Source organism: Kaistia geumhonensis, from assembly GCF_030815145.1.
GTDB classification, from domain to species: domain Bacteria; phylum Pseudomonadota; class Alphaproteobacteria; order Rhizobiales; family Kaistiaceae; genus Kaistia; species Kaistia geumhonensis.
The window spans coordinates 2,857,048-2,880,558 of record NZ_JAUSWJ010000001.1; the positions used below are offsets into that span (position 1 = coordinate 2,857,048).

Genomic DNA, 23,511 nt, shown 5'->3' on the forward strand with positions numbered 1-23,511 from the left:
TCATCCCGAAAGCCTCGGCCCAGTGCGCCTTGCTGCGCGACCGGCCGTTCCGGACGAAGACGATCCCATGTCCCTTGTGACCCTTCGCGCGCTCGGCCTGACGCTCGGCGCTCCCCTCTTCACCGGCCTCGATCTCGCTATCCAGAAGGGCGACCGCATTGGCCTCGTCGCCGCCAATGGTCGCGGCAAATCAACCCTGCTCAAGGTGATCGCCGGCCTTCTTCCGCCGTCCGACGGTGCGATCACCGCGACGCGCGGCACACGCATCGCGCTGATGCAGCAGGAGCCGACGCCGGAACAACAGGCGCTGCCGCTGCGCGCCATGCTCGCCGGCGCCCTGCCACCCGAGACGCGGGAATGGGAGGACTGGCGCGTCGACGTCGCGCTCGATGCGCTCGCCGTCCCGGCCGATCTTCGCGATCGTCCGCTCGGGGCGCTCAGCGGCGGCTGGCAGCGGATGGCGATGCTCGCGGCCGCGACGCTCGCCGAGCCCGACCTCCTGCTCTTGGACGAGCCGACCAACCATCTCGATCTCGCGCGCATCGGCACGCTGGAGCGCTTCATAGTCGACCTGCCGCGCGAGACGGCCATCCTCGTCGCCAGCCATGACCGCGCCTTTCTCGACGGCGTCACCAATCGGACGCTGTTCCTCCGCTCCACCGGCTCGGCCGTCTATGCCGCGCCCTATGGAGCCGCGCGGGCGAGCCTCGATACCGCCGACGAGGCGGCGGCGCGGCGCTACGAGACGGACCTCAAGCAGGGGGCCAAGCTGCGCCGGCAGGCGGCCAAGCTGCACAATCTCGGCGTCAATTCCGGCTCCGACCTGCTTACGGTCAAGACGAAGCAGCTGAGGGAACGGGCGGAGCGGATCGAGAGCGCGGCCAAGCCGGCGCATCTCGAGGAGTCGGCCGGCCGCATCCGGCTCGACGAGCGCGGCAGCGAGGCGAAGGTGCTGATTGCCTTCGACGATCTCGTCGTGGCGACTCCGGACGGTCGCCTTCTGTTCGAGACTGGCAGGCGCTGGATCCGGCCGGGCGAGAGGATCGTGCTGCTCGCCCCGAACGGGGCCGGCAAGTCGCGCTTCCTCGATAGCGTCATCCGCGCGCTCCGCGGCGAGGCGGTGCGGGGCGTGAGAACCAATCCATCGCTTGTCGCCGGCGTCGTCGACCAGCAGCTCAGCCATCTCGGCGCGGACGAAACCTTGCAGGGAGCGGTCGTTTCGCGCTTCCCGGTCGGCGACCAGCGCGCGCGTGCGTTGCTCGCCGGCGCCGGCTTTCCGGTCGAACGCCACGGCGACCGTGTCTCGGTTCTCTCGGGCGGTCAGCGGGCGCGACTCGCGATGCTGATCCTCCGCCTCGAGAAGCCGGGCTTTCATGTGCTGGATGAGCCGACGAACCATCTCGACATCGAGGTCAGGAGATGCTCGAGGCCGAACTGACGCGCGGCGAGGCGGGCGCGCTGATCGTCTCGCATGACCGCCGTTTCGTGGAGACCGTCGGCAACCGGTTCTGGCGCGTCCAGCGCGGCAAGCTCGCGGACTGCGACGACCCGGAGGCCTATTTCGCCGAGGCGATGACCGCCGCGGTCTGAGATCAGGCCGTCGCGAGGTGCGGGCTGGTGAAGCCGAGGCGGCCGAGGCCCCGGCGCACCGTCGCGTCGCTCATCACGAGGTCCCACAGAAGGCTGGTTCGGTGGTTCTCGATCATCACGATGATCGGCCCCTGGTCGATCGCGAGATGCGTCTTGGCCGCCCAGCCGACCGTCTCGTTGAAAGCATCGACGAAGCCGAGCTCGCCATAGATGCGGTCGCCCAGATCGTCGTGGAAATGGCGGAGTGCCGGCATCACCAGATCGGGCGCATAGGGCAGGCTGGAGATCGCCGCGGTCGGCGCGATCACGCCGAGATCGTTGTCGGGGGCGTGGGCGGAATAGCCCTCGTGATTGTCGCTGGCGGTCAGGCCCCAGCAGTCCGGCCCATAGCCGACATAGCCCTTCGGGTTGCGGACGCAATAGGCCTGGTTGATGCGGACATGCGCCTCGTTCTGCGCGAGATAGTCGGCATAGGGATCGCGGAGCCCGCGCGGGTCGAGGCCGAGGAACGAATAATGGGCGAAGAACAGCGGGCCGCCCCCATCCGGCCCGAGCGGCAGCAGGATATGCTCGTTCGCCGCATGGTCGCGACCGTTCAGGAAGGTGCGGCTCTGGGTGAAGCCGTTGTGATAGACGGCCGGCGAGATCGGATCGCGCGCGGAGCCCGCGGCCAGCACCAGCGCGATCAGGCACTCGTTCCAGCCGAGGATCTCGTGGTTCATGGCGAAGCCGTGATTGGGGCTCCAGTGCCAGTAATAGGCCTCGCGTCCCTCGCGGGTGAACCAGTTCCACTCGACGGCGTCGAAGAGTCCGTCGATGCGGCCGCGCAGCCAGGGTTCGCTGTTGCCGCCACCGTCGAAGAAGGCGCGCGCCGCGATCAGACCCTGCATCAGCAGCGCGGTCTCGACGATGTCGGCGCCGTCGTCCTTCCGGCCGAAGCGAATGGCGCGTCCCTCCGGGGTCAGGAAATGCGGGAAGGCGCCGTGGAAGCTGTCGGCGTGCTCGAGAAAGCGCAGCATGCGGTGCAGCCGCTCGACGGCCTCGGCGCGGGTGATCCAGCCGCGCGTGACGGCGGTGACGATCGCCATCGCCCCCATGCCGGAGCCGCCGCTGACCAGCCAGCCGTCATTGCCGCCGAAGCGATCGCGCGCCATGCCCGAGGCCGGGTCGGCGAAATCCCAGAAATAGCGGAATGTCCGCCGCTGGACATCGTCGAGAAGCGCCTCGTCGGAGAGCCGCGCCGTCGCCCTGCCGTGCCGCATGTTCACTCCGGATCCCCCTTGTCCGTCTCGGCCGCCGGCAGCGCTACCAGATCGGCCGTACGATTGTAGAAGTCGCTCGTCGAGCCGCGCCCGGCGACCGTAACGAGGGCCGCCTGCTTCAGTTCGTCGTCGAGGATCGAGCTGAAGATGCGCCGCTGCCGCTCGTCGAGCGTATCGATCGATTGCTCGGTGAAGATCCAGTCGGGTTTCAGCAGCAGGAGGCGTGCGAAGGTGAGCCGCGCCTCGTCGTCATAGGAGAGTTCGCGCGACCAGCGCGAGCGCCGGTCGAGCGAGCTTGCGAGGCGGGTGAGGTCGACGCGCGCCAGCGCCGCGTTGAGCTGCTCGTCGGTGAAATCCGACGGAGATGCCGGATAGGTGATGGCCGCCCGCAGCGTGCCGTCCGGCATATAGGGCCGCTCGGGAAGGAACATGGTCCGCGCACCCGCCGGCAGGCTGATCTTGCCGGAGCCGAAGGGCCAGAGGCCCGCCAGCGCCGAGAAGAAGGCGCCGCGCCCTCGGCCCGTTCCGTCGATGATCTGCAGCCGGTCGCCGGGTCTGACGTCCACGGTTCTCGGCTCGAGTTCGGCGCCGCTGTCGGTCCAGGTGATGCGGACATTGTCGAGCGCGAGGTGGTCGCCATCATTCGCATAGGCGATGTGTTCGCCGCTGCGGCCGCGCACCTCGAGCGAGGTCAGCGCCTCGCGGAAGGTCATGACGCGCGAGAGCGTCGCCCGCCAGTCGGCGATGGCGCTGAAATTGTCGACGAACCAGCGCAGCGAGCCCTGCACCTGGTTGAAGGCTCCGACCACCATCATGAGCTGGCCGAAGGTGAGCTGGCCTCCGAAATAGCCGGGCGCGGCGATCACGATCGGCGCCACGATGCCGACCCAGCCATAGCCGGCGGTCACCCAGGTGAGCCGCGCGATGGCACCCACCAGCTGCCGCATGACGCCCAGCACCCGCTCCAGTTCTTCCCCGAGGCGGTTCTTCTCGTCGGCCTCGCCGGCATTGAGCGCGATGCCGTTTGCATTCTCCGAGACCTGAACCATGGCGAAGCGGAGGTCCGCCTCGCGCGCATATCGCTCGATGCCGATACCGATCAGCGGGCGGCCGACCTGCCAGGACAGCCAGGAGCCCGTCGCGGCATAGATCAGCGCGCACCAGACCATGTAGCCGGGGATGACGATCGAGGTGCCGTTGAAGGTGAGCGCGATGCCGCTCGACAGGACCCAGAGCACGCCGATGAACGAGGCGAGCAGCAGCGAGGACTGAAAGAGGCCGATGCCGAGGCCGGCTGAGAGCTCGGCGAGATGCCGGGCATCCTCGTGCACGCGCTGATCGGGATTGACGCCGATCTCGCCGGAATTCCTGATCATGACGAGGCGGCGCGGCGCCAGCCACTGCTCGATCAGGTCGCGCGTCAGCCACTTGCGCGACTGAAGCTTGATCATCTGGTCGAGCCAGGTCTGCGCCACGTTGAGGGCGAGCAGAACGCCGGCGATGCCGCCGAACACCATCAGATAGGTGATGAAGGAGCGGATGTTCTTCTGCTCGATCGCGTCATAGAACGGCTTGTTCCAGGCGTTCAGCGCGACCTGCATCGCATTGGTAGCGAGAATCACCGTGACGATGCCGACGGTGAGCAGGATGAAGGTGCTGCGCCCCGACGAGCGCCAGAGCGCCAGCACGAAGTCGGAGAACTGCCGGATGAGCTCTGCCGTCTCGCTCGGCCGCTCCTCGGCGACCTCTTCACCCGGTTCGGCCCGGTTTGGCTCGATTCGTTCCGTCATCGCTCCCCTCGGCCCGGCGCGGGCATCCGAGAATAACGAAGCGCGCGGCAAAGTCCCGCTCAATCGCCTGGACCCGATGCCGCCGCTCGCTTTCCGCACTTGCCCCCTGCCCCTTCACGCTGCAACCGTTGGCGCGGCGACAAGGCGGCGCAGGCTGCCTCAATTCAACGTGAGATGGCGCGTCGCTTGAAAAGCGTCGGCGCCGACAAGGGAGGATGAGGTGAGCGGATTCATTCTGGCGATCGACCAGGGCACGACTTCGACGCGTGCGATCGTCTTCGACGGCGGCGGGCGCATCCTCGGGGTCGGGCAGCAGGAGTTCCGCCAGCATTTCCCGCGTTCGGGCTGGGTCGAGCATGACGGCGAGGACATCTGGGAGTCGGTCGTGCACACGATCCGCTTCGCGCTCTCGCACGCGAAGCTCTCCGCCACGGATATCGCTGGCATCGGCATCACCAACCAGCGCGAGACGGTGGTGATCTGGGACCGCGCGACGGGCAAGCCGATCCACAAGGCCATCGTCTGGCAGGACAGGCGCACCGCCGATCTCTGCGCCCGCCTCAAGGCCGAAGGCAACGAGCCGATGGTCACGGCGAAGACCGGGCTTCTGCTCGATCCCTATTTCTCGGCTACCAAGATCGCCTGGCTGCTCGACCACGTGGACGGCTCCCGCGAAAAGGCCGAGCGCGGCGAACTCGCCTTCGGCACCGTCGACAGCTTCCTGCTCTGGCGGCTCACTGGCGGCGCGGTCCACGCCACCGACGCGACCAATGCCGCGCGCACGCTGCTCTTCGATATCGGGACGGGCGACTGGGACGACGAACTCCTGCGGCTCTTCCGCGTGCCGCGCGCCTTGCTGCCGCGCGTCGAGGACTGCGCCTTCGCCTTCGGGACGACCGATCCGGCGCTGTTCGGGGCGGCGATCCCGATCGCCGGCATCGCGGGCGACCAGCATGCGGCGACCCTCGGCCAGGCCTGCTTCTCGCCCGGCATGATGAAATCGACCTATGGCACGGGCTGCTTCGCGCTGCTCAACACCGGCTCCGAGCTTGCGCCCTCGTCGAACCGGCTGCTGAGCACGATCGCCTATCGCCTCGACGGCCGCACGACCTATGCGCTCGAAGGCTCGATCTTCGTTGCCGGTTCGGCCGTGCAGTGGCTGCGCGACGGGCTGCATCTGATCGACCGCGCCGAAGCCTCCGGTCCGATGGCGGCCGAGGCTGATCCCCACCAGGACGTCTATCTCGTGCCGGCCTTCACCGGCCTCGGCGCGCCCTGGTGGGACGCCCATGCCCGCGGCGCGCTGTTCGGCCTGACACGCGGCACCGGACCGCGCGAGATCGTCAAGGCGGCGCTCGAGGCGGTCTGCTTTCAGACGCTAGACCTGCTCGAGGCGATGAAGCGCGACTGGCAGGGTGCGGAGGATACGGTGCTCCGGGTCGATGGCGGCATGGTCGCCAGCGACTGGACCATGCAGCGCCTCGCCGACATTCTCGACGCGCCGGTCGACCGGCCGATCGTGCTCGAGACGACCGCGCTCGGCGCCGCCTGGCTGGCGGGCCGACAGACCGGCGTGTGGCCGGGCGAAGAGGGCTTCGCCGCCTCGTGGCGACGCGAACACCGCTTCGAGCCGGGCATGGATCGGGAAGAGCGGACGCGGCGCATCGCTGGCTGGCGGGACGCGGTGCGACGTACCCTGACGGGCTGACCGATTCGCCATTCGTAAAGGTTCACCGGCTAGGAATGGAGTCCGTCGGTCCATGTGGAGTAGCGGACGCCATGCAGCGCGAAGTCGAGATCGAACGGGACGGTGGCGCCGTCCTCAAGGCGCTCCGGAGCGGGCCGCCCATCGCCGGCCGTGCCGCGGCGCTGTTCCGACTGCGCGAACGTTCGCGCCCGGCCGCCGTCGTGCCGCTGCCGCTCACCGAGGCGGAGCGCCGCCACTACGTCCGCGCCGACTTTTCCTACGATGCATCCGGCGTCGAGAGCTTCCGCGGCCTCAACCGCGCGGAATCGCTCGACTATATCGAGCTGCAGCGCGTCGGCCTCGACAATGACGACACTGCCTTCCTGCGCCTCATCCAGCTCGGCGACCGTCACGCTTCCGCCATGCGGATCGCGGAGGGTCGCTGACTGCCACGCCACGGCATCCGGAGGCTGGCCGCGAGGCTGCGCAGGCGTTAGCCTCCCCGTCCTGCCGGCCAGCGCGCGGCGTTACACGGGGGAATTTCGAATGTCGCCGTATCGTTGTCTTCTGGCTCTCGCCCTTGCGGCGACCGCCCTTTCGCCGGTCTCGCCCATGTCGCCCGCAGCATGGGCGCAGGACGCCGCCCGGCCCGCGGCCACCCAGCCCGCCGCGCAGCCGGTGCCCGCCTGGCCGAAGAGCTATGATGTCGGCGCGGACACGCTGCAGGTCTACCAGCCGCTGATCGAGAGCTGGTCGGGCGACCAGGTTTCCGGCCGCGCCGCGATCGCGCTCGGGCCGAAGGATGGTTCGCCGGTCTATGGCACCGCGCGATTCTCGGCCCGCGTCGCCGTCGACAAGCCGTCGCGGCAGGCGCATCTTGGGCCGATCAGCGTCGACCGCGTCGACGTTCCCTCGGATCCCTCGCAGGCCGCGCGTCTCAAGAGCGCCCTGCAGTCGCGCATTCCCTCCGCCGGCATCACCGTTGCGCTCGACCAGCTGCAGACGAGCTATGCGGCGGCCAAGGAACTCAACGCCGAGCTCGACCAGCCGGTCGACAATACCCCGCCGGCCATCGTCTTTACTTCGACGCCCACGCTGCTGGTGCTCGTCTCGGGCGATCCGGTGCTGAAGCCCGTCGCCGGCGCGCCGGACTTCCAGCGTGTGATGAACAGCCGCGCGCTGATCCTCGTCGATCGCAACGGCGCCGCCTTCCTGGAGGCGACCGGCTACTGGTATCGCGCCGACCGCCTCGGGGGCAGCTTCGCGGAGATCGGCAGCGTGCCGTCCTCCGTAGTCGACGCCGCGAAGGTGGCCGGACGCGAGGACGCGCCCGATCCGATGCTGCCGGAGGACGGCAAGCGGCCGGCCAGCCCGCCGGCGATCATGATCGCGACCACGCCGACCGAACTCATCCAGACCAAGGGCACGGCCGAGCTGCAACCCGTGGCGGGCACGAGCCTGCTCACCATGACCAACGCGGATCACGCGGTCTTCATGGATCCGAACGGCAACCAGTATTATGTCCTGATCTCCGGCCGCTGGTTCAAGGCGGGCGATCTCAAGGGTCCCTGGGCCTTCGTGCCGCCGTCGAGCCTGCCGGCCGACTTCGCGAAGATCTCGCCGAACGACCCCAAGGGCTCGGTGCTCGTCTCGGTGCCGGGAACGCCGCAGGCCAGGGAAGCGGCCATCGCCGCGACGATCCCGCAGACCGCCACGGTGAGCCGGTCGACTGCCCTCAATGTCGCTTATGACGGCGCGCCGCGCTTCGAGGCGATCAAGGGCACGGCGCTTTCCTACGCGGTCAACACGGCGACGCCGGTGATCGAGCTCGATGCCGGCGCCTTCTACGCGGTCGCGAACGGCGTCTGGTTCACCGCGGCCTCGCCATTCGGACCATGGCGCGTCGCCGATGTCGTCCCCGACGTCATCTACACGATCCCGGTCTCCTCGCCGGTCCACTACGTCACCTATGTCCATGTCTACGCCTCGACGGCGGACGCGGTCACCGTCGGCTACACGCCGGGCTATTTCGGCGTCGCGCTCAGCGACGGGATGGTGGTCTATGGTACCGGCTACAGCTGCACGGGCTATGTCGGCACCATCTGGTATGGCTGCCCGGTGACCTATGGCTATGGCGCCGATTTTGCGCTCGACACGGCGGCCGGCTTCGCTTTCGGCTTCGCCACCGGCTGGGCCATCGGGGCCGCCTCGCCCTGGTGGGGCCCCTATTGGGGCGTCGGCCCCTGGGGCGGGGCGTGGACGCATGTCAACGTCAACGCGACCAACATCTACGGCCGCTGGGGCGGCTGGGCGACGGTCGACCATGCCTGGGGCTACAATCCGTGGACGGGCAATGCCTTTGCCGGCCGCTCGGCCTATGGCACGACGGGCTGGGGCACCGATTTCGCCAACCGGTCCGGTGCCGTCTACAATCCCTATACCGGCAACGGCGCGGCGGGGCGCCAGTCGGCGAGCTTCAATCCCTATACCGGACGCGGCCATGCCAGCGAGACGGGCGTCAGCGTCGATGACGGCCATGTCGATGTCGACAGCCGCGGCGTCGCCGGCAATGTGAAGACAGGCAACGGCGTCGCCTGGAACAACGGCAACATCTACACCGACCGCGACGGCAATGTTCACCAGTACAGCGACGACGGTGGCTGGCAGCAGCATACGTCGAGCGGGTGGAGCGCCGACACCGACCGCGACACGATCGGCGACCTCGACAACCAGCGCAGCTTCCAGGATTTCGGCCAGCAGCGGGTGGACGACTTCGCCTCGCGCGGCGGCTTCGACGGCGGTGACCGTTTCGGAGGCGGCTTCGGCGGTGATTTCGGGGGTGACCGCTTCGGCGGCGGTGATTTCGGCGGTGGTAGGTTCGGCGGTGGCTTCGGAGGTGGCGACTTCGGTGGCGGCCGCTTCGGGGGTGGGTTCGGTGGCGGCTTCCGCCGCTGATCTCAGTCCGCGCGGACCGGGTAGCTGATGGCGTCGAGCCGCGTCTTCACGCGGCTCACCTCGGCGACCGTGCTTGCCAGCTTGTCGACGAGCCGGGCATGCAGCCGCGCCGCGACCTCCGGATATTCGTCGAGCATGCGACGCATCAGCGTGCGGTCGATCTCGACGACCTCGCTGTCGACCGCCGCCGTGGCCGTGGCCGGGCGGCGGCTGGCGATGAACAGCGCCGTCTCGCCGAGCAGAGCGCCGGGGCCGAAGCGACCGAGCGGCGGAGCCTCGGGGTCCCCGCCCTCGCCGAGCACGATCTCGCCCGACATGACGACGAAGCCCGAGGTGGCGGGCGCGTCCTTGCGGAACAGCACCCGGCCGGCGGGCAGCTCGAGGCGGATGGACGAAAAGGCGAGCAGGCGGAGATGATCGCTCGACAGGTCGGAGAACAGCGGCACCTTGATGAGGAGCGATATGTCTTCCGCGAGCGTCATCGTTCCATCCGCATCGTCACGGGACCAGCTTGTAGCCGCCGGCCTCGGTGATCAGCAGCTCGGCCACGGAGGGCTCGCGCTCGATCTTCTGTCTCAGGCGATAGATATGCGTCTCGAGCGTGTGCGTCGTGACGCCCGAATTGTAGCCCCAGACCTCGTGCAGCAGGACGTCGCGGCCGACGACCTTCTCGCCGGCGCGATAGAGGAACTTGAGGATCGAGGTTTCCTTCTCGGTCAGCCGGATCTTCTGTCCGCGCTCGTCGAGGAGCAGCTTGGCGCTGGGGCGGAAGGTGTAGCGGCCGATCGTGAAGGTCGCGTCCTCGCTCTGCTCGAACTGCCGCAGCTGCGCCCGGAGGCGCGCCAGCAGCACGGCGAAGCGGAAGGGCTTCGTCACATAGTCATTGGCGCCCGATTCGAGACCGAGAATGGTGTCGGATTCCGAATCATGCCCGGTCAGCATGATGATCGGCGCCTTGAAGCCGCCCTTGCGCAGAAGCTTCACCGCCTCGCGTCCGTCCATGTCGGGCAGGCCGACATCCATGATCATCAGGTCGACAGGCTCGGCGCGGGCGCGCGATATACCTTTTGCGGCGGTCGGCTCTTCGAGAAGCTCGAACTCCTCGTAGAGCGACAATTGTTCCACGAGGCTCTCGCGCAGCAAATCGTCGTCGTCAACAACGAGGATTCGTCGTACAGCCATCAAATGCAGCCTTTTCGCTTTGCGGGAACCCCAGCCCGCTCACGTCCTGATCTTGAAGGAAAGCGTCAAAACCGGATCGCGCGGATTGTGACCGCAACCGGCACCGCGCGCAAGCAAGCCCTCCCGCGCACGCGGACGGGCGCCGCCGGGGGAAGCGGCACCACGTTGACGCTGAATAGGCGTCCGGGAACCGCTTCGCAAGGCGTCCTGATCATGAGCGGGCGGGCGCTTCCCTGCGCCATCGGCCGCTCGGGCATCAGGAGCCCGAAGCGTGAGGGCGACGGTGCGACACCGGTGGGGCGGATGGCGCCCGTCGCCGTGCTGTGGCGGCCCGACCGCGGCCTTCGTCCCGCGACTCGCCTTCCGGTCCATCCGATCGGGCCGCGCGACGGTTGGTGCGACGCCGCCTTCGACGCCAACTACAACCGTCCCGTCACGCTTCCCTACCCGCGCAGCCATGAGACCATGGCGCGCGCCGATGCGCTCTACGATCTCGTCGTGGTGCTCGACTGGAACTATCGGCGGCGCCTGCAGCGGCGCGGCAGCGCCATCTTCATGCATCTCGCGCGCCCCGGCTTTCGTCCCACCGAAGGCTGCATCGCCGTTACGCCGCCGACCATGCGCCTCCTGCTCGCGCGCCTTGGCAGGCGGGACACCATCCGTGTCGTCGGCTCGTCTCCCCGAAGGAAGGCCTCGCCATGAACGACAACGACCCCACCCGCGGCATCGACGCGAAAACCTTCTGGCGCGTGCTCGGCCAGCGGGCGACGGGAATGACCATCGTCACCGCGCGCGACGAGGCCGGCCCGGCCGGTCTGGTGGCGCTTTCGGCCGCGCATGTCTCCGCCGACCCGCCGACGATGCTCGTTTCGATCGATCGCAAGACGGCGGCGCTGGCGACCGTGCTCGCCGCCCGGCATTTCGCGGTCAATGTACTCGCCGCCACCGATGGCGCGCTCGTCGACATCTTCGGCGGCCGCGCCGGCGTCGGCGGCGCAGCGCGATTCGAGGGCCGCGACTGGGTGACGCTCGCGAGTGGCGCGCCGGTACTGGCAACGGCGCTCGGCGCCTTCGACTGCACCGTCGAGCAGGTAGTCGAGCACGGCGGGGTCGCGATCGTGATCGGCCGCGTTCTCGCCGCGACGGCCGGGGAGGGCGAGCCGCTGGTGTTCTACCGTGGCAAGAGCTTCGGCGGGGTCGGCGAACCGATCTAGATCGCTTCTCCGCGCAGGAGACGCGGCGCGGTGCGCCCGGCGTCGGAGGCGGCGCCGATGAAATGGCGCTTCAGCGGCGGCAGCCGGTCGACGATGCCGAGCCCGACATCGCGCAGGATGCGCAGGCCCGGATTGTCGTTGGAGAAGAGCCGGTTCAGGACGTCGGTCACCATGCCCATCTGCACCGTGTCGAAGCGGCGCCAGCGCTCGTAGCGGTCGAGCGCGTCGCCATCGCCGGGATCGAGGCCGAGTCGTGCCGCCTCGACGACGCTTTCCGCCAGCGCCGCCGCATCCTTGAAGCCGAGATTGAGCCCCTGGCCGGCGATCGGATGGATGGCATGGGCGGCGTCGCCGCAGAGCGCGAAGCGCGGTCCAACGAAGCGGCGGGCGATCATGAGGCCGAGCGGGAAGGCGCGCGGCCGGTCGACGGCTTCGATCTTGCCGAGATGATGGCCGAAGCGCCGCTCGAGCTCGATGGCAAAGGTGAAGGCGTCGGCGGCGACAAGCCGGTCCGCCGCTTCCGTCCGTTCGGTCCAGACGAGCGAGGACCGGTTCCCCGGCAGCGGCAGGATCGCGAAGGGGCCGGCGGGAAGGAAGTGCTCTTCGGCCCGCCCGTGATGCGGCCGCTCATGCGCCACCGTGACGACGATGCCGGACTGGCCATAGGTCCAGCCAACCGTGGGGATGCCGGCCAGCGCGCGAAGGCGGGACTTGGCGCCATCGGCCGCGACCAGCAGCCGAGCCGTCCGACGCGATCCGTTGCCGAGCGTGATGTCGACCCCCGCCGCATCCGCGGAAAAGTCGCTGACGCCGACGCCCTGGATCCGCTCGACCCCGGCGGCATCCGCCGCGCGCGACAGGGCGCCGACCAGCGCGCCATTCGGAACCATATGGGCGAAGGGGCCGTCGCCCTCGCGGGAGAAGGTGAGAAAGACGGGGCGCACGGGGTCACGCGTGCGGCTGTCGGTGACGATCATCTCGCTGATCGGCTCGGCGGAGGGTGCGATCTCGTCCCAGACGCCGAGCGCCGCCAGCATCTCGCGCGCCGCCGCCGCAACAGCCGAGGCGCGGCCGTCGCGGCTGGCGGCGCCGGCCGGGGCCGGGTCGGCCACCGCGACGGACAGTTGCGGCGCGCCGCGCTTCAGCGCCAGCGCCAGCGAGAGGCCCACATAGCCGCCGCCTGCGACGAGGACGTCATGGCTCTCGCCGGAGGCGGGAACGTCGTTCAGGCGCGGGTTCTGCATGGTCTTCACTCCGTTGCGGCCGGCGGCTTGACAGCCGTCCCTCCGCCTTCCCAACTCCGGCCTGCCGCACGCCGCGGCGGGGAGCCAGACGCGTGACCGACGATCTTATCGGGATACTTGAACTCGAGGCTCTCGAAATCAACCGCTTCCGGGGTCGCAGCACCGATCCGGGCTGGCAGCGTGTGTTCGGCGGCCAAGTCATCGGGCAGGCGCTCGTGGCCGCGTCGCGCACCGTCGAGGCCGCGCGGCGTGTCCATTCGCTGCATGCCTATTTCCTGAGGCCCGGCGATCCCGAGCAGTCGATCCTCTACGAGGTCGAGCGGATCCGTGACGGCGGCAGCTTCTCGACGCGCCGTGTTCTCGGTCGGCAAAGTGGCGAGCCGATCTTCGCGATGTCCGCCTCGTTCCATGCCGAGGAGCCGGGCATCGAGCACCAGATGCCGATGCCCGATGTCGCGCCGCCCGAGGCGCTTCCCGACGAGGCGGCGCTCCTCGCAGCCATCGAGGAGCGCGCGCCGGCGGCGGCGCTCCGCTTCTGGCGCAGCCCGCGCGCCATCGAGGTCAGGCCCGTCGATCCCGAGGCCTTTCTCGGCCGCACCGGCGCGCATCGCAGCCAGGCGAGCTGGATCCGCTTCCGCATGCCAATGCCCGACGACCCGGTGATCGCGAGTGCGGTGCTCGCCTATGCCTCCGATCTGACGCTGCTCGATACCACGCTCATCGCCGCCGCTCGCTGGGTCTTCGACAAGGGATTGATGGTGACGAGCCTCGACCACGCGATGTGGTTTCACCGGCCGACGCGGTTCGACGACTGGCTGCTCTATGTCTGCGACAGCCCGAGCGCCGGCGGCGCGCGCGGCTTCAATCGCGGCAGCCTGTTCGACCGCGAAGGCCGGCTCGTCGCCTCCGTCGCCCAGGAAGGACTCGTGCGGCTCGCGCGACAGGCAGAAAAGTGACGCGATTGTGACATCCTGACGCTTCGCGGGCAGTCAAATGCACAACGATTAGGCAAACAGCGTGACGTACCCGTCGTGAGGGGCGTACCGCTTTGCCTTTCGCGACTCGAAACGCTGCGGATTGCGCGATTTTTGGCCTGCTCTTGTGCTGAGCGAAAGTTGGCACGGCATTTGATTCCTAGTGCCCGGCGCAATGGCGTCAATCGGGCGGCTTGCCGGTCGACCTATCGTTCGCCTCGGTCTCCCCCGGCCGCGGCAAGAGACGGGATCTGAGACATGAAAATCGTGATGGCGATCATCAAGCCATTCAAACTCGACGAGGTCCGCGACGCACTGACGGCGATCGGCGTGCAGGGACTGACCGTCACCGAGGTCAAGGGCTACGGCCGGCAGAAGGGCCATACCGAGATCTATCGCGGCACCGAATATGCCGTGAGCTTCCTGCCGAAGCTCAAGATCGAGGTCGCCGTGCCGTCCGAGACGGTCGACAAGGTCGTGGACGCCATCTCGGGCGCCGCCAAGACCGGCCAGATCGGCGACGGCAAGATCTTCGTCTATTCGATCGACCAGGCGGTCCGTATCCGCACGGGCGAAACCGATACCGACGCGCTCTGAGCGCGCGGATCAGGATTACGGGGCGGAGCGAGCGATGACGAACGCAAGCCAGTTTTCAGCATCGAGCAGCGGGATGGGTCGACCCATCGCCGACGGGAAGGGTCGACCGGATGGGCGGTCCGACAGGAGAGGTCTGATGAATCTGCGTAGTGCCAAATACTCTCTTCTAGGGGCAGCCGGCGCGCTGTTCTCGCTGACGGCGTTCGCATACGCCCAGGATGCCGCCGCCCCCGCGGCGGATGCAGCGGCCGCCGCGTCCGCCGCCGTCGTCGACAAGGGCGACACGGCCTGGATGCTGATCTCGACCGTGCTCGTCATGCTCATGATCGTGCCGGGTCTCGCGCTCTTCTATGGCGGCCTCGTGCGCGCCAAGAACATGCTTTCCGTCCTGATGCAGGTTCTGATGACGGCTTCGGTCGTCATGATCATCTGGGTGCTCTACGGCTATTCGCTGGCCTTCACGGACGGCTCGGGCATCATCGGCGGCCTTTCCAAGGCCTTCCTCGCCGGCGTGACGCCGGACAGCCGCGCCGCGACGTTCTCGGCCGGCTACGAGATCCCGGAATATGTCTTCATCGCCTTCCAGATGACCTTCGCGGCCATCACGCCGGCGCTGATCGTCGGCGCCTTCGCGGAGCGCATGAAGTTCTCGGCCGTGCTTCTGTTCATGATCCTCTGGGTCACGTTCGTCTACTTCCCCATCGCCCACATGGTCTGGCAGTCGACCGGCTGGCTGTTCGCGGCTGGCGCGCTCGACTTCGCCGGCGGCACCGTGGTGCACATCAACGCCGGTGTGGCGGGCCTCGTCGGCGCCATCATGCTCGGCAAGCGCCAGGGCCTCGGCAAGGATCTGATGCCGCCCCACTCGCTGACCAATTCCATGATCGGCGCCTCGCTTCTGTGGGTCGGCTGGTTCGGCTTCAACGCCGGTTCGGCGCTCGAGGCCAATGGCGGCGCCGCGCTCGCCATGATGAACACCTTCGTTGCCACCGCCGGTGCGGCGATCGGCTGGTCGCTCGTCGAGTGGCTCGCCCGCGGCAAGCCCTCGATGCTCGGCGCGATCTCGGGCGTCGTCGCCGGCCTCGTCGCCGTGACGCCGGCCGCCGGCCTGATCGGTCCGGTCGGTGCGATCGTCCTCGGCTTCATCGCCGCGATCATCTGCTTCTTCTTCGTGACCACGGTGAAGAGCGCGTTCGGCTATGACGACAGCCTCGACGTGTTCGGCGTCCACGGCGTCGGCGGCATCGTCGGTGCCATCGGCACCGGTATCCTCGTCGCGCCGGCCCTCGGCGGCGTCGGCGTCGCGGACTATGCGATGGGCCACCAGGTCTGGGTGCAGATCCAGGCCGTCCTGACCACGTTGGTCTGGTCGGGCGTTGGTTCGCTGATCCTCTACAAGATTGTCGACATCATCGTCGGTCTCCGGGTGCGTCCGGAAATCGAGAGCGAAGGTCTCGACATCGTGGAGCATGGCGAGCGCGCCTATCACAGCTGACCGGATGGCCGGCGCCCGCGGGCGCCGGCCTCCACCCACCGGTTCTCCTGGAGCCGGCTCGCCCGCCGCCTGCGAAGGCCGGGTTTCTTCCTCCCAAGACTGCAGGGCCCCTCGGGGCCCTCTTTTTTGCCCGGTCCCTCGCGACACCGCCTGGACGGGGGGATGGTTAAAACGCCTTTAACCAACCCCGGCCTAGGCTCGCTTCCGATCGATCAATCAGAGGGAAGGGCGGCCTCATGGGTGCGCCGACGAGCGCCGCCAAGGCGATCTCGCCGTTTCAGAAGCTGAACGACCGTCTCGCCGGCATCGCGCCCGGTCAGGCGCCGATCAATCTCGGGCTGGGCGAGCCGCAGCATCCGATCCCGCCCTTCGTCGGGCCGGTCATCGCCGCCAATCTCGACCTCTTCGGGCGCTATCCGGCCATCCGGGGCACCGATGCCTTCCGCGCTACGGTCGCCTCCTGGCTCGACCGCCGCTACGGCCTCGCGGCATCGCCGATCGATCCCGAGACCATGGTCCTGCCGCTCAACGGCTCGCGCGAGGGTCTCTTCTTCGCGGCGCTTGGCGCGCGCGAGCGCGCCGCCGGTGTCGAACGGCCGGTCGTGCTCCTGCCCAATCCGTTCTACCAGGCCTATGCGGCCGGTGCCGAGGCGGCCGGGCTTGAGATCGTGCTGCTCGATGCCGGTCCGGACACGCACTACATGCCGGATCTCGGCACGGTCTCGCCGGACATCCTCGCCCGCACGGTCGCTCTCTATGTCGCCTCGCCGACCAATCCGCAGGGCGGCGTCGCGACGCTCGCCGACTGGACGGCGCTCATCCGGGCCGCGCGCCGCCACGGCTTCATGATCTTTGCCGACGAGTGCTACAGCGAGATCTATCGCTCAGCCCCGCCGCCCGGTGTCCTCGAGGCGGCCGCGGCGATCGGGGCCGGCTTCGGCAATGTCCTTGCCTTCCATTCGCTGTCGAAGCGCTCGAACCTGCCGGGGCTTCGTGCCGGCTTCGTCGCCGGCGATCCCGCCTTCATCGCTGCCTGGACGCGGCTGCGCAACATGGCGGCGCCGCAGGTGCCGGGGCCGATCCAGGCCGTCGCGGTCGCTGCCTATGGCGACGAGGCGCACGTCGCCGAGAACCGGGCCCTCTACAACGAGAAGTTCGCGCTCGCCCGCGAGTTTCTCGGCGCCGATGTGCCGGAGGGCGGCTTCTTCCTCTGGCTGAAGGTGGGCGACGGCGAAGACGCCGCCGTGCGGCTTTGGCGCGAGGCTGGCGTGCGAACCATTCCGGGCGCCTATCTCTGCCTGCCCTCGGCCGGCGGCGACAATCCCGGCCGGCCCTATCTGCGCGTCGCCATGGTCCAGGACATCGAGACCACCACCGAAGCGCTGCGCCGCATGGCGCGCGTGCTCGGCTGATATCGAGGAAGACTGATCCGCATGCGTGCCAACCGAACCGCCACCCTGCCGATGCCCGCTTCCGAAGGCAGCGCGATGCACCGCTTCGTCGGTCGCCAGATCGGCGTGGCTCTCGGCCTGGCGCTCCTCGCAGCGGTCGCAGCCGTTGCGGCGAGCCTCGCAACCTGGACGGTGGACGACCCGTCGCTCTCCTATGCCGCGGCCAAGCCGGTCGCCAACATTCTGGGCTTCCCGGGCGCCATCATCGCCGATCTCCTGATGCAGTTCTTCGGGCTCGGCGCCATCGCGCTGCTGCTGCCGGTCGTGTTCTGGGGCTGGCGCCTCGTCTTCGGCGGACGCCGCTTCGCCAAGACCATGCTGGCCAGCTGGCTGTTCGGCGCACTGGCCGTCTCCGGCGCGCTTTCCTTCGTTCCCGTCACGGCCCATTGGCCGCTGCCGTCCGGCATGGGCGGTGTCCTCGGCGACATCGTCGCGCGGCTGCCGGCCGAGATTCTTGGGGCGCCGCCGAAAGACCGGGCGGCCACCATCGCGCAGACGGCCTATGTGATCCTGGCAGGGTTCCTTCTCGTCCACGCCGCCGGCTTCCTGCGGCGTCGCCGGCGACCCGAAGAGATCGAGGCGGAAGCGGCGCCGCGCGGCCGCCGGGCCGCGCCTCCAGTCGATGCGTTCGCCGCCGATGCGGACGAGGGGGGCGGCTTCTTCGCCGTGCCGCTCGGTGCGCTGGCGCATCTCGGCTTCTCGGCTCGCGCCAGCCTCGGCCGGCTCCTCGGCCGCGGTCCCGCCGAACCCGGCCCCGCCGCAACCGCGCCTGCCCGTCGCCGCCGCGTCGAGCCGCGCCTCGCCGGTGCCGCGGATAGCGAGCGCGATCCGGCCGATCTGGAGTCCGGTGCCGGCGACGACAATATCGACACCGCGCCGGTCCCGGCCCCCCGCTCGCCGCGCGGACGGAGCGGGCGCCGCGCCGCCGAACCGGCAGCCGCTGCGCGGGACGGCGGCTTCGATCTGCCGCCGCTCGCGCTCCTCAGCGAGCCCCGGCTTCCCGATCCGCGCACGAAGCTCAACACGGAGGCGCTCGATCAGAACGCCCGCGTGCTCGAGGGCGTGCTCGACGATTTCGGCATCCGCGGCGAGATCGTCCAGGTCCGCCCGGGACCGGTCGTGACGCTCTACGAACTGGAGCCGGCGCCGGGCATCAAGTCCTCGCGCGTCATCGGTCTCGCCGACGACATCGCGCGCTCGATGAGTGCCGTCGCCGCCCGCGTCGCGGTGATCCCCGGCAAGAACGCGATCGGCATCGAGCTGCCCAACCAGCGGCGCGAACTCGTTTCGCTGCGCGAGATGCTGGCCTCGGAGGATTTCTCGTCCTCAAAGGCGCGCCTGCCCATCGGGCTCGGCAAGACGATCGGCGGCGAGCCGGTCATCGTCGATCTCGCCCGCATGCCGCACCTGCTCGTCGCCGGCACCACCGGCTCGGGCAAGTCGGTCGCGATCAACACCATGATCCTGTCGCTGCTCTACCGGCTGACGCCGCAGGAATGCCGCCTGATCATGATCGATCCGAAGATGCTGGAACTCTCCATCTATGACGGCATCCCGCATCTGCTGACGCCGGTCGTCACCGATCCGAAGAAGGCGGTCGTCGCGCTCAAATGGACGGTGCGCGAGATGGAGGATCGCTATCGTAAGATGTCGAAGCTCGGCGTGCGCAACATCGACGGCTACAACGCCCGCGTCGGCCAGGCCCGCGCCGAGGGCGAGGTTCTCACGCGCACCATCCAGACCGGCTTCGACAAGCAGACCGGTGAGGCGATCTACGAACAGGAGACGCTGCCTCTCGATCCGATCCCGACCATCGTCGTGATCATCGACGAGATGGCGGATCTGATGATGGTCGCCGGCAAGGACATCGAGGGCGCGGTGCAGCGTCTCGCCCAGATGGCCCGCGCCGCCGGCATCCATGTCATCATGGCGACGCAGCGCCCGTCGGTCGATGTCATCACCGGCACGATCAAGGCCAATTTCCCGACCCGCATCTCCTTCCAGGTCACGTCCAAGATCGACAGCCGGACCATTCTCGGCGAACAGGGCGCCGAGCAGCTGCTCGGGCAGGGCGACATGCTCTACATGGCTGGCGGCGGACGCATCCAGCGCGTGCACGGCCCCTTCGTCAGCGACGAGGAGGTGGAGAAGATCGTGGCGCATCTGAAGGCGCAGGGGCGGCCGGACTATCTCGAGTCGATCACCGAGGACGACGGCGAGGACGGCGAGGGGGCAGGCGAGACCGGTACGGGCGGCGGCTTCGGCGGCGAGGAATCGAACGATCTCTACGACAAGGCCGTCGCCGTCGTGTTGCGCGACAAGAAGGCGTCGACCTCCTATATCCAGCGGCGGCTTGCCATCGGCTACAACCGCGCCGCCTCGCTGATCGAGCGCATGGAGAAGGAGGGCCTCGTCGGACCCGCCAACCACGCCGGCAAGCGCGAGATCCTCGTCGAGGGCGCAGAGGAGCGGTTCTGACCGCCGCGCCGCGAAATCGCCATGCTGGGCCCCTAGCTGCGGGTGAGGACGGGAAGCTGGCCGCCTCGCGCGGCCCCACAAGAAGGACATGACGACGTGATGCTCGCCAGGCCCCCTAGCCTTTCCCGACGCCTCCTCCTCGGCGGCGCCGCCGCCCTCGCCGCCGGAATGCTGACGCGGCCGGCCTTTGCCGCCTTCACGGCCGAGCAGGCGGCCCTCCTCGCGAAGATCAGCGCCAGCTTCAACGCCATCCGCACCATGCAGGGGCGCTTCATCCAGTACGGGCCGAACGGCGAACAGTCGGAAGGCGTGTTCTTCATCAGCCGTCCCGGCAAGCTGCGCTTCCACTATAGCCCGCCGGTCAAGATGGACGTCATCTGCGACGGCAACCAGGTCGCCATCGTCGACGCGAAGGTGATGACGCAGGATCTCTATCCGCTGTCGAAGACGCCGCTGCGCTATCTGCTCGCCGACCAGATCGACCTCACCTCGGCCAATATCGTGCGCGGTCTCGGCGTCGAACCCGATCTCGTCACGCTTCTGCTGACGCAGAGCTCCGCTTTCGGCGACGGCAGCCTGAAGCTGATCTTCGATCGGCAGACCCTTGCCCTGAAGCAGTGGATCGTCACCGATTCGCAGGGCCTCGACACGTCTGTCGCCATCTACGAGGTCGAGACGGGCAAGCCTGCCAACCCCAAGAACTTCAAGATCGACTACTACCTGCCCAATTCGAAGTGAGCGAAGCGCTGCCCGTTTCGCTCGCGCGGTTGTGAAGGGGTAACGCTAAGGCAGCCTGACGAGGGTCTTGAAACATGGCCCGTGATGGCCATCTCATGGGGCGAGCGGCAAGCCATCGTCCCGGCAGTGCCCCCCGTCTCGCCGAGATGGCCCCGCCCGAGCGCCGCAGGTTACAGCCGCGACGGCGCAGGCGCTGAGAAGCGCAACGCCCAGCCTCCCCCCGGGGCTGGGCGTTTCCTTTTCCGGCCGCCGCACTGGTTGGCACCGGGCGGCGTTGGGCTTACTGCTTGGCCGTCCCGCCGTCGGAAGCCCCCATGCCACTCTCCATCGCCACTTGGAACATCAACTCCGTCCGCCTCAGGATCGATCTCGTCGCCGCCTTCCTCGAGGCGGAGCGGCCGGACATCCTGTGTCTGCAGGAAATCAAGTGCATCGAGGCCAACTTCCCGGCGGCCGCGTTCCGCAAGCTCGGCTATCACCATCAGGTCGTGCACGGGCAGAAGGGCTATCACGGCGTCGCCACGGTCTCGCGTGTGCCGATCCGCGAACATGTGCGGCGCGGCTTCTGCGGCAAGGACGACGCGCGCCATGTCGCGGTCAGCCTCGAGGCCGGCGGGCTGCCGCTGACTCTGCACAATTTCTACGTTCCCGCCGGCGGCGATGAGCCTGATCCCGCCGCGAACGAGAAATTCGCGCACAAGCTCGCCTTTCTCGGCGAGATGCGCGACTGGCTGACCGGTGCCGAAACGCTCGGTCCGGCCGTCCTCGTCGGCGATCTCAATGTCGCGCCCCTGGAAAACGACGTCTGGTCGCACAAGCAGATGCTCGGCGTCGTGAGCCACACGCCCGTCGAGACCGACCTGCTGAAGGCGGTGATCGCCTCCGGCGGCTGGATCGATGCCATGCGCCATTTCGTGCCCGAGGATCGCAAGCTCTACACCTGGTGGAGCTACCGCGCGCAGGACTGGCAGGCGTCCGACCGTGGTCGGCGGCTCGATCATGTCTGGGTGACGCCGCCGCTCGGCGGGCGCCTGCTCGGCATCGAGGTGAAGCGCGAGGCCCGCGGCTGGAACCGCCCGTCGGACCATGTGCCGGTGATCGTCCGCCTCGCCGGCTAAATCGCGGGCTTGCCACCGGTCGCCTGAAACAGGACAGCCATCCCGACCTTCGCCGGGATGGCTGCCTTGAGCGTCATGGACAGCCGGAAAAACACACGGAACGCGTCCACATCACCAAGATTGCACGAGCGAAGTTGAGAAGCGGTTAAGCATGCGCCGCCTTGGGGCAGGGAACCCTGCTTGCCGCCGCCCGTTGCCCTTCGGAGGCCGCATGTTCCTGCGGCGAGCGAAGGAGGATCGTCATGTCGAACCCCGTCATACCGCCCGTCGTCATTCCTCGCGACAGCGAAGCCGAAAAGGTGAATGCGCCGGAGCCCGACAGCGAGCGCGCGGCCAAGGAGCGGAAGGCACGCGAAGAGGCGCTTCTCGAAGGCGACCTGCCGGTGCCGGACATCGCCGGGATCTCCGAGCAGAATCGCGCGAAGACAAGGGATTGAAGCGAGGGCAATCGCCGTCGATGCAATTTTAGATTGGTTGAGTGCAGTGCTTCGTTGGGTAAGTTCTAAAATGCTTTGGGAGGAGTGGTTGTGGATCGGTCGATCCGCGACAAACGGGCCGGCCAACTGTCCTGCCGGAATTGCTTTTGATCGAGAATGGTCGACAGGGTGGCACCTTCCTGGTGCATGACGCGGATTGGCAGACGCCCGCGATTACCGAGGCGCATGCCTATTGTCGCGCGTTCGAGTCGATGCCGGCGGCAGCTGGTGTCGCCTATCTCGCCTTTCCCTGGGCGACGCTCATCGACCAGATCCAGCAGGGCCGGGATTCGTCGCGGCTGCAGCAGGCTCTTGACGCACTCGCGGTGGTCGCGCGCGGCCATGATCGTGTCGTCACGGTCTGCCAACATGTCTTCATGGGTCTCTGCGGCCCGTTGTTCCGCCAGGCCGGCGTAACGGACATCTTCTGGGCGCATGCTCGGAAAGGACCTGTGGGCGAGGGGTTCGACGGCATCACGATCGCCCCCTTCCCGCTGTTCCCGGTCAACTCGCCGGGGCCGGAGGCGCGTTGCGTGCCGAAGCGGCATCTCTTCAGCTTCGTAGGCGCGCGTCCGAACCCGTTCTACATGGATGACGCGCGCCCTTTCATCTTCGACGAACTATCGGACGTGCCGGACGGCCTCGTGATTTCTCGCGACGAATGGCACTTTCATCAGGCTGTCTACGAGCACCAGATCCGCCAGACCGTCGCGGCGATCGAGGATCCGCTTCGCAACGCGGCCGCGGCCGAGTATCGGGAAGTGATGGCCGAGAGCATTTTCGTGCTCTGCCCGAGCGGAACCGGCCCGAACAGCCTACGCCTCTGGGAGGCGATCGACTGCGGCGCGATCCCCGTGATCATTTCCCCGCTCTACGAGCCGCCCGGCGATCTGGCACTCTGGCGCCACGGAACGCTGAGCGCCGATGGAACCCGCGATGCGTTGCGACGGCTGCCGGGAATTCTGCAACGGCTCGCCGCCGACGAGGAGCGGCTTGCCCGGATGCGTGGGCTGATCGGGGAGCTGCGAGCGCGCTACGGCTCGGATACCTTCGTCCACGACGTGGTCGCCCTCGCGCAGAGCCTAGCAGCGCGCCGCAATGCCGCCTGAGCCGGCTGCTCGCGAAAGTTTTGTGTCATCGATGCCACGCCTGCCCTCAAGCTGACACGAATCGCGCTCACGATTTCGATCGTGAGCCTTAGCGATCTTGGATTGATCGATTCAGGGGCGCAAACTCCCACCCGCCGACCCCGGGCCGCGC

Annotated in this window: 20 protein-coding genes and 1 pseudogene; 15 read left to right on the top strand and 6 right to left on the bottom strand. The window is 68.3% G+C overall.

Translation table 11 applies throughout. The features are described 5' to 3' along the window. The first annotated feature begins 67 nt into the window (after positions 1-67). Positions 68-1,590 (top strand): annotated as a pseudogene (locus QO015_RS13545) (ATP-binding cassette domain-containing protein). A gap of 2 nt (positions 1,591-1,592) precedes the next feature. Here the strand turns inward: QO015_RS13545 and QO015_RS13550 are convergent. Continuing rightward, complete coding sequence (locus QO015_RS13550) at positions 1,593-2,852, bottom strand: glucoamylase family protein (RefSeq protein WP_266278757.1); 1,260 nt, start codon at positions 2,850-2,852, stop codon at positions 1,593-1,595. A 2-nt stretch (positions 2,853-2,854) separates the two neighbouring features. Further along, the gene (locus tag QO015_RS13555; protein WP_266278755.1) at positions 2,855-4,642 is read right to left on the bottom strand and encodes an ABC transporter ATP-binding protein/permease; all 1,788 of its coding nucleotides are present in this window, start codon (positions 4,640-4,642) and stop codon (positions 2,855-2,857) included. A gap of 220 nt (positions 4,643-4,862) precedes the next feature. On the opposite strand from QO015_RS13555, the gene glpK reads away from it, so the two are divergent. The 3 genes from glpK to QO015_RS13570 all read left to right on the top strand — a co-directional run bounded on the left by glpK (position 4,863) and on the right by QO015_RS13570 (position 9,284). Next, positions 4,863-6,350, top strand: a complete 1,488-nt coding sequence (gene glpK / locus QO015_RS13560) for a glycerol kinase GlpK (protein ID WP_266278754.1) — start codon at positions 4,863-4,865, stop codon at positions 6,348-6,350. A 71-nt stretch (positions 6,351-6,421) separates the two neighbouring features. Beyond that, on the top strand, positions 6,422-6,775 hold the full coding sequence (locus QO015_RS13565) for a hypothetical protein (RefSeq protein WP_266278752.1): 354 nt from the start codon (positions 6,422-6,424) through the stop codon (positions 6,773-6,775). Positions 6,776-6,875: 100 nt separating this feature from the next. Then, the gene (locus tag QO015_RS13570) at positions 6,876-9,284 is read left to right on the top strand and encodes a carbohydrate-binding family V/XII (protein WP_266278751.1); all 2,409 of its coding nucleotides are present in this window, start codon (positions 6,876-6,878) and stop codon (positions 9,282-9,284) included. A 2-nt stretch (positions 9,285-9,286) separates the two neighbouring features. On the opposite strand, the gene QO015_RS13575 is transcribed toward QO015_RS13570, so the two are convergent. Continuing rightward, positions 9,287-9,766 carry a cyclic nucleotide-binding domain-containing protein gene (locus tag QO015_RS13575; RefSeq protein WP_266278750.1) on the bottom strand — a complete coding sequence of 160 codons (480 nt, stop codon included), beginning with the start codon at positions 9,764-9,766 and terminating at the stop codon, positions 9,287-9,289. 16 nt (positions 9,767-9,782) lie between these two features. After that, on the bottom strand, positions 9,783-10,466 hold the full coding sequence (locus QO015_RS13580; RefSeq protein WP_266278749.1) for a response regulator transcription factor: 684 nt from the start codon (positions 10,464-10,466) through the stop codon (positions 9,783-9,785). Positions 10,467-10,679: 213 nt separating this feature from the next. On the opposite strand from QO015_RS13580, the gene QO015_RS13585 reads away from it, so the two are divergent. Together QO015_RS13585 and QO015_RS13590 are read left to right on the top strand one after the other, a co-directional pair. Next, a complete protein-coding gene (locus tag QO015_RS13585) occupies positions 10,680-11,168 on the top strand; it encodes a L,D-transpeptidase family protein (RefSeq protein WP_266278748.1) in 489 nt (162 codons plus the stop codon). Beyond that, the gene (locus QO015_RS13590) at positions 11,165-11,680 is read left to right on the top strand and encodes a flavin reductase family protein (protein WP_266278747.1); all 516 of its coding nucleotides are present in this window, start codon (positions 11,165-11,167) and stop codon (positions 11,678-11,680) included. Before QO015_RS13585 ends, QO015_RS13590 begins: the two co-directional genes overlap by 4 nt. On the opposite strand, the gene QO015_RS13595 is transcribed toward QO015_RS13590, so the two are convergent. Continuing rightward, complete coding sequence (locus tag QO015_RS13595; RefSeq protein WP_266278745.1) at positions 11,677-12,924, bottom strand: ubiquinone biosynthesis hydroxylase; 1,248 nt, start codon at positions 12,922-12,924, stop codon at positions 11,677-11,679. The two genes, QO015_RS13590 and QO015_RS13595, sit on opposite strands and share 4 nt — an antisense overlap. 92 nt (positions 12,925-13,016) lie before the next feature. Between QO015_RS13595 and QO015_RS13600 the strand changes: the two genes are divergently transcribed. From QO015_RS13600 to QO015_RS13635, 8 genes are all read left to right on the top strand, one after another. Next, on the top strand, positions 13,017-13,880 hold the full coding sequence (locus QO015_RS13600; RefSeq protein WP_266278743.1) for an acyl-CoA thioesterase: 864 nt from the start codon (positions 13,017-13,019) through the stop codon (positions 13,878-13,880). 276 nt (positions 13,881-14,156) lie between these two features. After that, positions 14,157-14,495: a P-II family nitrogen regulator gene (locus QO015_RS13605; RefSeq protein WP_266278742.1), complete on the top strand. Its 339-nt coding sequence runs from the start codon at positions 14,157-14,159 to the stop codon at positions 14,493-14,495. Between the two features lie 136 nt (positions 14,496-14,631). Beyond that, the gene (locus tag QO015_RS13610) at positions 14,632-15,990 is read left to right on the top strand and encodes an ammonium transporter (RefSeq protein WP_266278741.1); all 1,359 of its coding nucleotides are present in this window, start codon (positions 14,632-14,634) and stop codon (positions 15,988-15,990) included. Positions 15,991-16,226: 236 nt separating this feature from the next. Further along, entirely contained in the window at positions 16,227-17,402 is a 1,176-nt protein-coding gene (locus QO015_RS13615; protein WP_266278740.1) for an aminotransferase class I/II-fold pyridoxal phosphate-dependent enzyme, read from the top strand. 21 nt (positions 17,403-17,423) lie between these two features. Continuing rightward, entirely contained in the window at positions 17,424-19,919 is a 2,496-nt protein-coding gene (locus tag QO015_RS13620) for a DNA translocase FtsK (RefSeq protein ID WP_266278738.1), read from the top strand. 99 nt (positions 19,920-20,018) lie between these two features. Further along, the gene (locus tag QO015_RS13625; RefSeq protein WP_266282345.1) at positions 20,019-20,657 is read left to right on the top strand and encodes a LolA family protein; all 639 of its coding nucleotides are present in this window, start codon (positions 20,019-20,021) and stop codon (positions 20,655-20,657) included. A 314-nt stretch (positions 20,658-20,971) separates the two neighbouring features. Continuing rightward, positions 20,972-21,775, top strand: coding sequence for an exodeoxyribonuclease III (xth, locus tag QO015_RS13630; protein ID WP_266278736.1), 804 nt, complete (start codon positions 20,972-20,974; stop codon positions 21,773-21,775). Between the two features lie 242 nt (positions 21,776-22,017). Beyond that, the gene (locus QO015_RS13635) at positions 22,018-22,212 is read left to right on the top strand and encodes a hypothetical protein (RefSeq protein WP_266278735.1); all 195 of its coding nucleotides are present in this window, start codon (positions 22,018-22,020) and stop codon (positions 22,210-22,212) included. Between the two features lie 65 nt (positions 22,213-22,277). Here the strand turns inward: QO015_RS13635 and QO015_RS13640 are convergent, their stop codons facing one another. Continuing rightward, complete coding sequence (locus tag QO015_RS13640; protein WP_266278733.1) at positions 22,278-22,688, bottom strand: hypothetical protein; 411 nt, start codon at positions 22,686-22,688, stop codon at positions 22,278-22,280. Positions 22,689-22,703: 15 nt separating this feature from the next. Here QO015_RS13640 and QO015_RS13645 point away from each other — a divergent pair, with 15 nt between their 5' ends. Continuing rightward, positions 22,704-23,360: an exostosin domain-containing protein gene (locus QO015_RS13645; RefSeq protein WP_266278732.1), complete on the top strand. Its 657-nt coding sequence runs from the start codon at positions 22,704-22,706 to the stop codon at positions 23,358-23,360. Positions 23,361-23,511: the final 151 nt, after the last annotated feature.